Source organism: Undibacterium sp. Ji50W (assembly GCF_049340445.1).
In the GTDB taxonomy this organism is placed as follows: Bacteria; Pseudomonadota; Gammaproteobacteria; order Burkholderiales; family Burkholderiaceae_D; genus Undibacterium.
This window is the reverse complement of the sequence record NZ_JBMPOX010000010.1, coordinates 109974-123452: the sequence shown is the minus strand read 5'-3', so window position 1 is coordinate 123452 and position 13479 is coordinate 109974. Positions and strand designations below refer to the sequence as shown.

Below are 13479 nucleotides of genomic sequence, written 5' to 3'. Positions count from 1 at the left end.
CACTATTCGCGGCTAAAGCCGCTCCTACGGTGCAACTTCAGCGGTGTTGTATCATGGCGACCTTGGCACCTGTCACTTTCTAGCTTGCCAAATGTAAAGCGGGCCCTTGTTTGGCGTTATATTGTTCAGTTGGAAAATTGCATTTGTAAAAACTGTCTGGCTGTTGCCGCAATGCTGAAGCGCAGTGTAAGCACCCAAGGAGCCAGTCTGCAGTCGCCTGGACAATCAGCGGCAATACAATTTCCTTATTAAAATAGGTGTAAGAGATAGATAAAAATAACAATTAGAAGATGTAGGTGGAGACAAAAAATCGCTGTCAAACAAAAACCAAACGACAGCATCACCTCTGGAGAAAAAGAATGGCTGAATATTTGCAAGACCGTAAAGCAGTTAGCATTCCCGGCTTAATCAGCATGCGCGAGAAAGGTGAAAAAATCACCATGCTCACCTGCTACGATGCCAGTTTCGCATCCCTGATGGACCGCTGCGGTGTAGAGGTTTTACTCGTCGGCGATTCCCTGGGCATGGTATGCCAGGGACATGACTCCACCCTGCCAGTGACACTGCAAGATATCGCTTATCACACCGCTGCTGTCGCCCGTGGCAATCAAAAAGCCCTGGTCGTCGCCGACATGCCGTTTGGCAGCTATGCCACGCCGGAAGCAGCCTTCAACAGCGCGGTACAACTGGTACAGGCTGGTGCGCAAATGGTTAAACTGGAAGGGGGCACCTGGTTGCTGCCGACCATCAAGTTCCTGACCGAACGTGCGATACCCGTCTGCGCGCATCTGGGCCTGACACCGCAATCCGTCCATCAGTTGGGGGGGTACAAGGTACAGGGCAAGACCGATGCGTCGGCCAACTTGCTCAAATCAGAAGCACTGGCGGTGCAGGCAGCGGGTGCAAGCATGATCGTGCTGGAAGCCATCCCCGCCAGCCTGGGCAAGGAAGTCACAGCATCCCTGCACATCCCCACCATAGGCATAGGTGCGGGTGTAGATTGCGCAGGCCAGGTGTTGGTCATGCATGATTTGCTGGGCGTCTTCCCTGGTCGCAAAGCCCGTTTCGTAAAAAATTTCATGGAAGGCCAAACCAGCATCGATGCCGCAGTACTGGCGTATGTGGCAGCGGTTAAAGACCAGTCTTTCCCGGCCTTGGAACATAGTTTTTAAAACAAAAACAGCCCGCAAGGCATGCGCCTGCGGGCTGTTTTCATTCAATGGCCTGTGCTAATCCGCCAGTACTGACTGCAAAGAGACAGGGCGGCTGGTCTGAGTGTTCGGGAATAGCCACCACCGCCTGCCGGTTTGCGGTTCGGCGATATCGACTTCTTCACCCATTTGCGGCGTGCTGATTCTCACTCCATGTTGCTGCGCCAGGGTGACGATGCGTTCAAACGGCTCGTACCAGCTGTGCATGGACAAATCAAACGTACCGTTATGGATGGGCAGCATGGTTTTGCCGCGCAAATCCAGATGTGCCTGCAAAGACTCTTCCGGCTGCATGTGGATGTCCGGCCACATCTGGTTATAGGCACCGGTTTCCATCAGGGTCAGATCAAACGGGCCATACTTGTCGCCTATCTCTTTAAAACCCTTGAAGTAACCGGTATCGCCACTAAAAAATATCTTCATATCAGGTGCAATGATGGTCCAGGATGCCCACAGGGTCTGGTCACGGTCATGCAAGCCACGGCCGGAAAAATGCTGGGCCGGTGTCGCCACAAACTGTATGCCACCAACCTGAGTACTTTGCCACCAGGCCAGTTGCTGGATTTTTGCACGGTCTATGCCCCACTTGACCAGACGTTCGCCCACACCCGAAGGTGTCAGGAAATGTTCGGTCTTCTTCGCCAGTTGCAAAATGGCAGAATAATCGAGATGATCATAATGGTCATGCGACAGAATCACGCCCTTGATGGGAGGCAGATCGGCAATACTGATGGGCGGCTGGTGAAAGCGCTTGGGGCCCATCCACTGGAAAGGCGAAGCGCGTTCAGAAAACACCGGATCAGTCAGCCAGAATTCGCCTTGCAGTTTCAGCAGCAAGGTCGAATGTCCAAGGCGATACAGACTATTGTCTGGCGCGGCCAGCAATTGCGCTGTCGTCAATTCAAACACAGGGATACTGCCGCTGGGCACAGTATCTTTGGGTTTATCAAAAAAGAATTTCCAGGCTATCCGCAGATTCTGCAAAAAACCAGGCTCACGTACTGGTGCCTGGTTCACAAAGCCCACGCCTGCTTCCTGCAGTACGGTATTGGTAGTAAGCATGCCCTCTGCCGGGCTGGAATAAGAAACATAAGCCATGGTCATCAACGCTCCTGTTGGTATGGTGTGCAGTAGAAAGCACAAATTTTATTCAATTCGATATGCCGCTCAAACAGAGTTCATACCGAATTATTACACTACACAGTGTAGTTTCATAATTTAAAAAAGTATACTACTTAGTGTAAAATTCTTTCATGACTATGATTCGCCAAGATGAATACAATTACAACATGTCCAATCCCGTCCGCCAGACTGACCGCAAGCGCGAAGCCATATTACAAGCCGCGATTCATGAATTTCGCCTGAATGGCTTTGAATCAACCAGCATGGACAAGATCGCCGCCACGGCTATCGTCTCCAAAAGGACTGTGTACAACCACTTCCCCAGTAAAGACGATTTATTCGCCGCAATATTGTTGAAATTGTGGAAAAGTGCAGTTTCTCAGGATGATTTTCAATATCAGGGCGACAAAAGCCTGCGTGAACAGCTCGAAACTTTCCTTGGTAACAAGATGCTCCTGATGTGTGACACCAATTTCATTGACCTCGCCCGCGTCGCCATCGCCGCCACCATCCACACTCCGGACCGCGCCAGGGATATGGTGGAACGCATGAATAATCGCGAAGAAGGCATCGTTGCCTGGATCAGGGCCGCGCAAGCAGATGGCAAACTGAAGGCTGGCGATGCCATCCTCATGGGTGACATGCTGCAAGGCCAGCTCAAGTCTATGGCCTTCTGGCCACAGGTAGCCATCAGCCAACCCATATTGGACGCCAGACAGCAGAAACAGATGATTGAGCTGACAGCAGGGTTGTTTTTGAGCTACTACGAAAACAAGGGATAAGCCTGAGCAGTGCAGGCCAAAGTCCCGGCAAAAAATTACGTTACGCAACAACCTGAAAAGATTGAACAGGTTATAAGCCGACCATAGACCCAACATTCGCCATGGGCAAATCACAGTGCTCTTGATGTCACGCATCAAGAAACAACATTCCGACACGACGATAACAACGTCCTTACAAGAAGATTTGCCCAAGCGTCACTGATCAGTGACGCACCTCACCTCTCATGTCACATCTCCGTCATCAGTACCTTGCATGATAGTTAAATTAACATGCAATTAAAATAATTAGCTTGCAATAAGACCCATCTGCGCTAGGATGGTAAAAATTATTTTATTGATATGAATACCGCCATTCAACGACACAAGCCAGGCGACAAAATTCACCACTTGAGAGGATGAACATGGACCAGTATGAAGTCATTGCGAGCAATGACAAAGCACTCTTCAGCCTGAAACTGCATCGTGGCGACGGCATGCTGTTACTGGGCATGAGCTGGAAAACAGGCAAGCCCAGTGCCGATTTTTTCGGCTTTGCGATTGAATACAAAGAACCGGGTGGCCAGCAATATTTTGCCATCAAGAATCGCCTGTCGTTTACTGAAAAGGACGGTAACTTCAATCCGGAAAGCCTGTCCACCCGTCTGTCGCCGATACAGAAATTCCGCTGGATCCACTTCCCGCGCAATGCCGACATGAAGGGTAGTTTCACCTATCGCGTCACCCCCGTGTTCATGAACCAGACTGGTGAATTAAGCTATGGCGAAGCGCAAGAAGCCGACATCGTGTTGCAGCGAGAAACTTACGAGGGGCAGTTGAATGTGGCCTATACACGTGGCTTTGTGTCTTCCCAGGCGTTTGTTGACCGTTACACCGCCGCCGCAATACCGACCCTGCTGCCTGCCCAGGCAGATGACGGGCTGACATTCAAACCCACCAACCCCAAGGCAGAAGAAGCACTGGCCTGGATGGGGTTTGAAGCCCGCAGCGCCATACTGGAAGTGCTGGACAATGCGATTGCTGACCCCACTGCACAGGTCAGTGTAGCGGCGTATGATCTGAATGAACCCGGCGTACTTGAAAGACTGGAAAAACTGGGGACCCGACTGCGCGTCATCATTGATGACAGCGGTAGCCATGCAGCAGATGGGTCGGCAGAATCGCAAGCCACCACGCGACTGATCGCAAGCGCAGGTGCCGGCAATGTATTGCGCCAGCACATGCGCGGACTGCAACACAATAAAACCATCGTCGCCAAGGGCCAGCAAATCAATAGCGTGGTCTGTGGCTCAACCAATTTCAGTTGGCGTGGTTTTTTTGTCCAGGCCAATAATGCCATCATCCTGCATGGCGATGGCCCTGTTAAATTATTCCAGGCAGCCTTTGAGAATTATTGGGAAAATAAACCTGCCAGCTTTTCCAGCGGCGCATCGGCAGGCTGGCAAAGCCTGGGGCTGGACAAGATCGATGCTCAGGTGTCATTTTCTCCGCACGGCAGCACGAATGCGGCACTGGACGACATTACCAAAGACATCGCCCTGACCGAATAGTCGCTACTATTTTCGCTGGCTTTCCTGTACCAGACCCCAGGATCGATACAGGATACGATCAAAACAGTGGCCACCGACCCGGCCAAGTTTGTCTACGGTATCTCGGACAAGGAAGTGACAGGTCTGTCGCTGACCACACCGAATGGCAAGTCCACCGAAGTCTATCCATCGGCACTGGGCAAGACCGCGCCACCACCCTTCCATGAAGAACCGACCGGTGGCGGTGGTACTCGCATGCACCATAAATTTGTGGTGATCGACTTCGACAGACCCACCGCACGCGTATATATGGGTTCCTATAATTTCTCGCAGTCCGCCGACCATAACAATGGTGAAAACCTGCTGCTGATCCGCGACCGGCGCGTTGCCGTGTCGTATACCGTCGAAGCCTTGCGCATGTTTGACCACTACCAGTTCAGGATCAAGGAACAGAATTCCAAAGATGCCAATAGTCCGCTGGTACTGACCAAACCACCGCAAAATGCGGGGGAACACGCATGGGAAAGCAGTTATAGCGATCAACTCAAGATACGTGACCGCGTGCTGTTTTCCTGACCTCAGCATGTGGCGTGGCATAGCTCTACGCTACGTCATAAGCCACCTGGCTGCGCAGCAATTGCTAGCAAAGCGCATACAACTTCAAATCGGCGATCTTTAATACCCCCTTCCCATAAAACCACTCGCATAGAATGCAGCAATGTTATATTTACAGCGCCTGCTGATTTTTCCTGTACACGCCCGACCAAATAAAACATTGAATCACCATGAGTGACACCAAAATCCATATCGTGCTGATCGAAGATGACAAGCAGATCCGGCGCTTCCTGAACACCGTGCTGGAAGCCGAAGACATGAGCGTCTTTGAAGCAGAAAATGGCAAACAGGGCCTGATTGCGTCCGCCACCCGCAAGCCGGATTTGCTCATCGTTGATCTGGGTTTACCGGACATGAGCGGGCTGGATGTCATCCGCGATGTGCGGAGCTGGACCGAAGTCCCCATCATCGTATTGTCAGCACGTACCCAGGAACAGGAAAAAGTCGACGCCCTGAATGCCGGTGCCGATGATTATCTGAGCAAACCCTTTGGGGCCGCTGAACTGATCGCCCGCATCCATGCCCATTTGCGCCGTCGCCAGCCACAGTCAACCCAGGCCGACGCGGTATTCAATTTTGGTGATGTCAGCCTGAATTTAGCCCTGCGTACGGTCAACCGTGCCGGGCAATCGGTGCATCTGAGCCCGATCGAATACCGCTTGCTGTCGGTGCTGGCACGCAATGCCGGCAAGGTCTTGACTCATCAGCAATTGCTGAAAGAAGTATGGGGCCCGAACCAATCAGAGAACAGTCATTACCTGAGAATCTATATGGCCAACCTGCGGCAGAAACTGGAACAGGAGCCAGCCCAGCCGCGTCATTTTTTAACCGAGACCGGTGTCGGTTATCGCCTGCTGGCTTAGTGCCTGCTGCTGCCGCGCTTTATAACAATCCCACCGCAATCCCACCGCAATCTCATAGCAATACCGCCGCCGTCTCACAACCAACCTTGCTTCCATTGTGTAGTGTCGGCCAGTTCCTTCCAGGCGATCTTGCGTTTGGTCTTGGTATAGACCGCTTCGAGTTCGACAAACTCTATCACCGTATGACGTGCGACCTGCCCTTCTTGCGGCACAGGTAAATACACTTTGCTGACCAGAAAATGCTTTTGTTTGGCAACAACCTGCACCGCTGTCCATTTGGACAGCAAAAGTTTGTTTGCTTGTATGGGATTCATCTTCAGCGCTTTCAAATGGATCTACGATGTTCTCTGCTGTGGTGTGTGTTTATAGTTCATCAAGCATAGCGCGTATCTGTATTGCCCTGTCACGCAGAGCCTGCAAGGCAGCTTTATCCATTTTTCTGAGTTGCGGATACACCATGCCTATGCGTGGGTTACTGGATAACTTGTTTTCGTTGCGTGCAAAAAAATCCCAGTACAGTGCATTGTAGGGACAAGCATGCTCACCAGTGCGTTGCTTTTTATCGTAGTGGCAACCCTTGCAATAATCACTCATCTTGTCGATATAGGCTGCTGCTGATACATAGGGCTTGGTCGCCAGCATACCACCATCGGCAAACTGGCTCATGCCCAGGGTATTGGGTAATTCTACCCATTCAAACGCATCAATATAAATACCCAGGTACCAGCGATGGACTTGCTGCGGCTGTAAGCCAGCCAGCAAGGCAAAATTGCCGATGACCATCAGGCGTTGTATGTGGTGGGAATGGGCATGTTCGAGCGACTGGCTGATGGTGCTGGACAGGCAACGCATTTTTGTTTTCCCAGTCCAGAACCAGGTCGGCAATTCCGCCTCATGCGCAAAGAAATTATGCGTTTCATAACCGGGCATTTGTGCCCAGTAGATGCCGCGCACATATTCGCGCCAGCCCAATATCTGGCGTATATAGCCTTCCACCGCAGGCAATGCGGCATGGCCCGCCCACAGCGCAGCTTCAACCTTGCTGACCACGTCTTGTGGATGCAGCATTTTCACATTCAGGGCAAAGGAAATCAGCGAATGGAACAAACGCCATGACTTGCTGCTCATGGCATCCTGGAATTCACCAAAATGCGGTAAAGCGTGCTGGATAAAGGCGTCGAGTTGCGCCAGCGCTTCAGCGCGGTTCAGTGGCCAGGCAAAGTTACTTGCATTCGCTACACCAAAACTGTTGATGCCTGCATGCTGTATGGTTTCCCACAAGACTGAATGATCATGCCGTGGCCGAAAATCTGCAGGTTCCCAGGGTATGCCTGGCCAGGCTTTGCGGTTGTCGTGATCATAATTCCATTGACCACCGACAGGCTTGTTGGCTTCTTCCAGCAAGACCTGGTGCTTGACGCGCATGTGTCGATAGAAATGCTCCATCAACCATTTCTTGCGGCCATCAAACAGGATGGCAGCTTCATCACGGCGAGTAAAAAAATGTTCGCTGCCAACCATGCGGCAATTGCTATTGCTGGCATCGCAATAGGCGGCGAGTTGCGCATCGAGCCTGAATTCGTCAGGTTCCTGGTATTCAAACTGGCTGGACTGATAGTGTGCCAGCAGCCAATCCAGATTGGCTGTCAGCGATTGCGTATTGTCTGCATCGTCTATCGCCAGATAATGCAGGCGGTGGCCCACTGCTTGCAACTGCGCAGCCAGGTCGCGCATAGCGGCAAAGATGGCGATAATTTTTTGAGCGTGATGGAGGACGTAGTCTGTCTCCTGACGGATTTCCATGATGGCATACACCACATCGTCGGAGACCTGGCTGAACCAGCTATGCCCGGGATTGAGCTGATCACCCAGGATCAGGCGCAAAGTCGTCGCGGGTGCAGAAGATTGCATGGCGTATTCCAATTTGGTAGTGGCCGTTATCCCTGTGGCTTGCTATTGCTTTGACTACGACCGCGGCAGCGCTGGGAGCAATATTTCACATCGTCCCAAACTTTTTCCCACTTCTTGCGCCAGTTAAAAGGCAGACCGCAAGTCTGGCAAAGTTTGCTGGGTAAATCCGCTTTCTTTCGCATTTTCATTTGAATAGCTCCAGCAAATCCCCGCATAGATTACCCGAACCAGAAAATCTCGTTTGAAACATGACGTAAGCAGGGTATAAAAAAACAGATGGCTGCTGCAATGCAGCCCTCTGTTTTAGCGATAATTTATTGTGACATGAATTTGAAATTCACTTATTTGCTCACTTACTTTCTCACTTATTTGCCCACTTCGTCATAACGTGCCAGGCTGGATTCCAGATGCGGCGCAAGTTCATCGGCTGAACTGATAGTCATACCCAGCTCACTGAGCAAACCGTCACGCAAGCCATATACCCAGCCATGTACGGTGACTGACTGGCCACGGTCCCAGGCGTCTTGCACAATGGTGGTCTGGCACAGATTCACCACTTGTTCGATGACATTCAATTCGCACAGGCGTTCGCTTCTTTGCTGTACAGACAGTGTTTCACCCAGGTATTTTTCATGCTTTTGATGCACATCCTGCACATGACGCAACCAGTTGTCGGCCAGGCCGACGCGGCGCCTGGTCATGGCGGCATGTACCCCTGAGCAGCCATAGTGGCCGCAAATAATGACGTGTTTGACACCCAGCACGTCTATCGCAAATTGCAGTACCGACAAGCAATTCAGATCAGAATGGACGACAACGTTGGCGATATTACGATGGACGAATAATTCACCAGGCAAAAGCCCCAGTAACTCATTCGCTGGAACGCGGCTATCAGAACAGCCTATCCATAAGTATTCAGGGCTTTGCTGTGCTGCCAGCTTCTTGAAAAAGTCAGCATCTTTTGACGTGATGGCAGCAGCCCAATTGCGGTTGTTTTCAAATAATTGCTGTGGAGTCAATCCAGTGTTGCTTGTTGTGCTCATACTCTCGCCCATTTATTTTAGACAGGCGAGATTCTACCTTATTGGCGGGTGAGTGGATGGTCTGAGGCTGATATATCCCGGAATATGAATTATCTGACATCAGCAATTACTAATAAGCACGCAATAAGCAAAATTAATATCGAAGTTGCGCTTTTTGCGAGAGTCACTATACAAGCACATCCGGTTACAGTTCATCTTAAGCGAACATCAAACTTAAGGCGCTGCTTCGAATGTCAATGTTTTAGCCGCCCCACGCCACTGCCCCAGCAACTTATTACCGTCCCTGCGGTAGCTTATTGTTGCAACTGGCTTTCCCTTACTGTCAAACTCAGTCAGTTCAGTCACATCGTTCTTGCGTTCTACCTTGAGTTCTATGGCCTTGCGATGTTTATCATAAAAGTAACGCGAGCTTTCGTAGTGTATGCCTTCAACATTGTTTGTCAGCATCAGCGTGATAGCTGTATTGCCATTGATCTTGCCACGAAAAACTTGTGCATAGGGATTGATTTCTGCTATTTCACCCTGCCCTTCGCCCAGCAAAATATATTTTCCATAGTTGCTGAGATACGCATTTAATTGCCGCGCTTTGAGTGTAAATACCAGGTTACCTAAATCGTCCACGGCACGGTTTGCGTGCACGGAACATGTTCCACTATCAAAACTGAATGCACCATCGAGTAAGCGTATATAACCCAGATCCTTCAAATACAAATCATAGCGACCGCCACCCTTGGTATAACGCTCTTCAAGACAGCGCTCATATAATTCTATCTGTTCAGCTATCTGTTCTTTGTTACGCTCTTTTGTGCCCTTGCCCTGCAATTTCTCAAGACGTGCTATTTCGGTACGCAGGCGTCTGGTATTGTTTTTTTGCGCCAGTGCAGCCAGGCTTTTTTTGCCTGATTCACTTAATAACTCCACAGGCGTAATGACACGTCCTGTCCTCGCATCAAAGTCAAACCGAATCTCACCTACGCTGCAATATGCACCACAACCCTCTGTGCTTACAGAGATGGCATAGTGACGATTGCCATTCATCAGGCCGGAAGACGCTGGTTCCATGGATTCGAGTGGAAATTCCAACTCTATGAGGGCTGGCTTTTTGGCAGCGTCCTCTTTGTCCGGCGGTAAAGTATTGAGCAGCTGAATATGCAAAAAGGTATTGATACGATCTGCCACACGCTGGTCTTCAGTTGAGATGAAAGGGACGACAATCTCAATTTTTTCCCCTGATGAGTTCTTGCTGGCATACATCAGGGGCTTATCGCTAAATGTTGCACCCAAACAGGTGGCAGTGAGTAACAAAAGAGTACTCAGTAAACCAATTTTTTCACACGACATAGTATCAACGCCCAGGTATCAACAAACCCCTCTGCACCGCCGGACGCCCGACAAATTCAGCCAGGGCGCGTTGTACATGTGGATAATCATTGATACCCACCAGATCAGCCGCTTCATAGAAACCAATCAGATTGCGTATCCACGGAAAAGTCGCAATATCGGCGATGGTATAGCTGTCACCCATGATCCATTGGCGATCCGCCAGACGTTGATTCAGCACACCCAGCAGGCGTTTGGATTCTGCCACGTAGCGGTCACGCGGGCGCTTGTCTTCGTAGGCCTTGCCGGCAAATCTATGAAAGAAGCCAAGTTGTCCAAACATGGGGCCTATGCCGCCCATCTGGAACATCAGCCATTGTATGCATTCATAACGCTCTGCCGCATCAGTGGGAATGCACGAGCCGGTTTTATCAGCCAGGTATAGCAGGATGGCACCGGATTCAAACAAGGCCAGCGGTTTGCCACCGGGGCCCTGTGGATCAATGATGGCGGGAATTTTATTGTTGGGGTTCAATGACAGAAATTCTGCAGACATCTGGTCATTGGTTTCAAAACTGACCAGATGGGGTTCATACGGCAAACCCGTTTCTTCCAGCATGATGGATACCTTGACGCCGTTTGGCGTGGGCAGTGAATACAACTGCAAGCGTTCAGGATGTTGTGCAGGCCATTTTTTATTGATGGGATAATTGCTGATTGCAGCGTTGGACATGGTGTTTCCTTCCTGACGTGTGATCTGGCCCGTAGGCATAAAGTAGAGATGCTAATGCATTTAAGGTTTTTCTGCGCAGGATGCCAATACAGGTGATGGCAAGTCCTGGGTATTTGGGCTAAGCTGCACGACTTGTGCCGACCATCAATTTACCTGCCCCATGTTCAGAACCATTGTCATACGCCTGCTGTTTGTTACTGCTGTGCTCGCCATCATACTGGGGCTGGTACGCTACCTGGGCAGGGACACAGCCAGCATTGCACCTGAAAATTTGCTGGCTAAAGTTGGCATGATTAAAAAGCCTGCTGCCACTTCATTTGACTGGCAAGCAGAGCTGGATGTGTATGCAGGCGTACCAGATGTCGATGCCAGTTATTTCTCTGATCCCTATGCAGTCGCATTGGACAAGCAGGGCAATATCTTTGTCAGCGATGCAGGTGAGCACAATCAAATCATGAAAATCAGCGTGGATGGCACAATCACCCCCTATGCAGGTTCCGTCGAGGGTTTTGCTGACGGCAAGGCAGAGCAGGCAGCTTTCAATACGCCGTCTGGCATTGCACTGGACGGCAAGGGTAATCTGCTGGTAGCCGATACCGGCAATCATGCCATACGCAGTATCAGCCCGGAAGGTGTCGTGACGACGGTGGCAGGCAATGGCAAACCCGGTTATCGCGATGGCGCTGGTGCCGAAGCACAATTCAATGGCCCGGTGGGCATAGCTGTTGATGCAGCCGGCAATGTGTATGTAGCCGACACTTACAATGACCGCCTGCGCAAAATCAGCCCGGATGGCCAGGTCAGCACGCTTGCCGGTGGCGATGGCTCTGGCTATCTGGATGGACCGGCAGCAACTGCGCTGTTTGATACACCCACCGGGCTGGCCCTGAATAGCAAGGGGGAGATACTCATCGCAGACAGCAAGAATGACGCCATACGCAGGCTGAGCAAAGATGGCCAGGTCAGCACCATTACCCGCGCCCTTGATGACGAAGACCACCCCCTGATGCGCCGCCCCCTGAGCATTGTTGCCACTTATGATGACCATCTGTACATTGGCGAAGGTGGCAAGGGTCGCATCATACAGATTTCCCCCACAGGAGAAATGCGCGGGGTAACAGGTGTAGGTATCAATTTTGAACCCGGTGACGACACCACGCCACGCCTGCTCCAGCCCACGGGCATAGGCTTGAATGACAAAGGTGCTTTGTTTGTCAGCGATTCAGCGCGCTTGCAGGTGCTGAGGATACGCCCCCACGGCGCAGTCGATGCCGCGACAACCAGAAAACCAGCGGCACTGGCGGCTTTGCCGACGATCAGGAATACCCGTCTCGACGATGACATCAAATCTTACCCATGGCCCATCAAACCACAGAAATCGCCGCATGAAGTGGTAGGCACCATGGGCGAAGTACGTGGCAATTATGAGGGTGAAAGCCGCGACCACTTCCATGGCGGCCTGGATGTACAGGCCAACATGGGGACGACCGTGTATGCCATCGCCAACGAAAAAGTGCGTGGCACCAGCAGCAGTTGGGGCTTCAATGGGCTTAGCGAAGGGTTCAAGATAGACAGCATGGCTTACATCCATATGAAGGTGGGGCGCACGGCAAAAAATGCATTGCTGGATGAAGAAAAATTCCAGCTACAGACGCTGGCAGATGGCAAGCCCTATGCCGTACGAGTCAGGCGCGGTACTCGCTTCAAGACGGGGGAAGCACTGGGTAGTATCAACCGCATGTTCCATGTCCATCTGGAACACAATCATGCAGGCTTGAAAATCAATCCACTGAAATTGAATTTGCCGGGCCTGCTTGATACTGTCGCCCCGCAGATAGAAGAAATCACTATCGTCGATGGCAATGGTAATGAAGTCAAAGGAAAGAAAAAAGGCCCCCTGCTGCTATCGAGCCAGGTAAAAGAGTACGGCATCGTCGTCGATGCCTATGATCAGGTCGATGGCAACGCCAGACGTCGTCGCCTGGGTCTGTATCAATTGGGTTATCAAGTCCTGTACACCAATGGCAGCCCCGTACCCGGTTATGAAAGCCCGCGCATCACCATGGAATTCAATGCCTTGCCACCTGACCGTGAAATGGTCAAACTATTGTATGCAGCAGAGAGTGGCATCACCGTGCATGGCGCCAAGAAAACCCGCTTCCTGTACATGGCCAGCAACACAGTGAAAGATGGCGTTGCCAGAAAAGGCAACTGGGATGTCAGCAAGCTCGCGCCTGGTGACTATATCTTGCGCATCCATGCCAGCGATTTCGCCGGGAATGTTGCCACGCAAGATCGCGACCTGGCTTTCAGGCTGGAGTAAATGCGGGTTTCTAACTAGGGCGTGTTGACC

General features: G+C 51.2%; 13 protein-coding genes. 6 read left to right on the top strand and 7 right to left on the bottom strand.

Annotated elements, in window-relative coordinates; genetic code table 11:
- Nucleotides 1-359: 359 nt before the first annotated feature.
- A complete protein-coding gene (gene panB, locus ACO0K9_RS15760) occupies nucleotides 360-1172 on the top strand; it encodes a 3-methyl-2-oxobutanoate hydroxymethyltransferase (protein ID WP_422986541.1) in 813 nt (270 codons plus the stop codon).
- Nucleotides 1173-1229: 57 nt separating this feature from the next.
- On the opposite strand, the gene ACO0K9_RS15755 is transcribed toward panB, so the two are convergent.
- Nucleotides 1230-2309, bottom strand: coding sequence for an MBL fold metallo-hydrolase (locus ACO0K9_RS15755; RefSeq protein WP_422986670.1), 1080 nt, complete (start codon nucleotides 2307-2309; stop codon nucleotides 1230-1232).
- Nucleotides 2310-2500: 191 nt separating this feature from the next.
- On the opposite strand from ACO0K9_RS15755, the gene ACO0K9_RS15750 reads away from it, so the two are divergent.
- From ACO0K9_RS15750 to kdpE, 4 genes are all read left to right on the top strand, one after another.
- Nucleotides 2501-3115: a TetR/AcrR family transcriptional regulator gene (locus tag ACO0K9_RS15750; RefSeq protein WP_422986539.1), complete on the top strand. Its 615-nt coding sequence runs from the start codon at nucleotides 2501-2503 to the stop codon at nucleotides 3113-3115.
- Between the two features lie 401 nt (nucleotides 3116-3516).
- Complete coding sequence (locus tag ACO0K9_RS15745; RefSeq protein ID WP_422986537.1) at nucleotides 3517-4662, top strand: phospholipase D-like domain-containing protein; 1146 nt, start codon at nucleotides 3517-3519, stop codon at nucleotides 4660-4662.
- A gap of 66 nt (nucleotides 4663-4728) precedes the next feature.
- Nucleotides 4729-5217 (top strand): phospholipase D-like domain-containing protein, encoded by a 489-nt coding sequence (locus ACO0K9_RS15740; RefSeq protein WP_422986535.1) that lies wholly within the window; start codon nucleotides 4729-4731, stop codon nucleotides 5215-5217.
- Nucleotides 5218-5426: 209 nt separating this feature from the next.
- Nucleotides 5427-6119, top strand: a complete 693-nt coding sequence (gene kdpE, locus ACO0K9_RS15735) for a two-component system response regulator KdpE (RefSeq protein WP_422986533.1) — start codon at nucleotides 5427-5429, stop codon at nucleotides 6117-6119.
- 74 nt (nucleotides 6120-6193) lie between these two features.
- On the opposite strand, the gene ACO0K9_RS15730 is transcribed toward kdpE, so the two are convergent.
- From ACO0K9_RS15730 to ACO0K9_RS15705, 6 genes are all read right to left on the bottom strand, one after another.
- Nucleotides 6194-6433 (bottom strand): TIGR02450 family Trp-rich protein, encoded by a 240-nt coding sequence (locus ACO0K9_RS15730; protein ID WP_422986531.1) that lies wholly within the window; start codon nucleotides 6431-6433, stop codon nucleotides 6194-6196.
- Nucleotides 6434-6482: 49 nt separating this feature from the next.
- Nucleotides 6483-8030, bottom strand: a complete 1548-nt coding sequence (locus ACO0K9_RS15725; RefSeq protein ID WP_422986529.1) for a cryptochrome/photolyase family protein — start codon at nucleotides 8028-8030, stop codon at nucleotides 6483-6485.
- A gap of 26 nt (nucleotides 8031-8056) precedes the next feature.
- Complete coding sequence (locus ACO0K9_RS15720; RefSeq protein ID WP_422986668.1) at nucleotides 8057-8212, bottom strand: DUF2256 domain-containing protein; 156 nt, start codon at nucleotides 8210-8212, stop codon at nucleotides 8057-8059.
- Between the two features lie 183 nt (nucleotides 8213-8395).
- Nucleotides 8396-9073: a carbonate dehydratase gene (gene can / locus ACO0K9_RS15715; protein ID WP_422986527.1), complete on the bottom strand. Its 678-nt coding sequence runs from the start codon at nucleotides 9071-9073 to the stop codon at nucleotides 8396-8398.
- 213 nt (nucleotides 9074-9286) lie between these two features.
- Entirely contained in the window at nucleotides 9287-10378 is a 1092-nt protein-coding gene (locus ACO0K9_RS15710; protein WP_422986525.1) for a hypothetical protein, read from the bottom strand.
- 40 nt (nucleotides 10379-10418) lie between these two features.
- Nucleotides 10419-11126, bottom strand: coding sequence for a glutathione S-transferase N-terminal domain-containing protein (locus ACO0K9_RS15705; protein ID WP_422986523.1), 708 nt, complete (start codon nucleotides 11124-11126; stop codon nucleotides 10419-10421).
- 160 nt (nucleotides 11127-11286) lie between these two features.
- On the opposite strand from ACO0K9_RS15705, the gene ACO0K9_RS15700 reads away from it, so the two are divergent.
- Nucleotides 11287-13449: a DUF7133 domain-containing protein gene (locus ACO0K9_RS15700; protein ID WP_422986521.1), complete on the top strand. Its 2163-nt coding sequence runs from the start codon at nucleotides 11287-11289 to the stop codon at nucleotides 13447-13449.
- Nucleotides 13450-13479 lie beyond the last annotated feature (30 nt).

Bases quoted from the DNA above. Each gene is read 5' to 3' on its own strand.
- panB (WP_422986541.1), top strand. From the start codon at position 360: ATGGCTGAATATTTGCAAGACCGTAAAGCAGTTAGCATTCCCGGCTTA.
- ACO0K9_RS15755 (WP_422986670.1), bottom strand. From the start codon at position 2,309: ATGGCTTATGTTTCTTATTCCAGCCCGGCAGAGGGCATGCTTACTACC.
- ACO0K9_RS15750 (WP_422986539.1), top strand. From the start codon at position 2,501: ATGTCCAATCCCGTCCGCCAGACTGACCGCAAGCGCGAAGCCATATTA.
- ACO0K9_RS15745 (WP_422986537.1), top strand. From the start codon at position 3,517: ATGGACCAGTATGAAGTCATTGCGAGCAATGACAAAGCACTCTTCAGC.
- kdpE (WP_422986533.1), top strand. From the start codon at position 5,427: ATGAGTGACACCAAAATCCATATCGTGCTGATCGAAGATGACAAGCAG.
- ACO0K9_RS15730 (WP_422986531.1), bottom strand. From the start codon at position 6,433: ATGAATCCCATACAAGCAAACAAACTTTTGCTGTCCAAATGGACAGCG.
- ACO0K9_RS15725 (WP_422986529.1), bottom strand. From the start codon at position 8,030: ATGCAATCTTCTGCACCCGCGACGACTTTGCGCCTGATCCTGGGTGAT.
- ACO0K9_RS15720 (WP_422986668.1), bottom strand. From the start codon at position 8,212: ATGCGAAAGAAAGCGGATTTACCCAGCAAACTTTGCCAGACTTGCGGT.
- can (WP_422986527.1), bottom strand. From the start codon at position 9,073: ATGAGCACAACAAGCAACACTGGATTGACTCCACAGCAATTATTTGAA.
- ACO0K9_RS15705 (WP_422986523.1), bottom strand. From the start codon at position 11,126: ATGTCCAACGCTGCAATCAGCAATTATCCCATCAATAAAAAATGGCCT.
- ACO0K9_RS15700 (WP_422986521.1), top strand. From the start codon at position 11,287: ATGTTCAGAACCATTGTCATACGCCTGCTGTTTGTTACTGCTGTGCTC.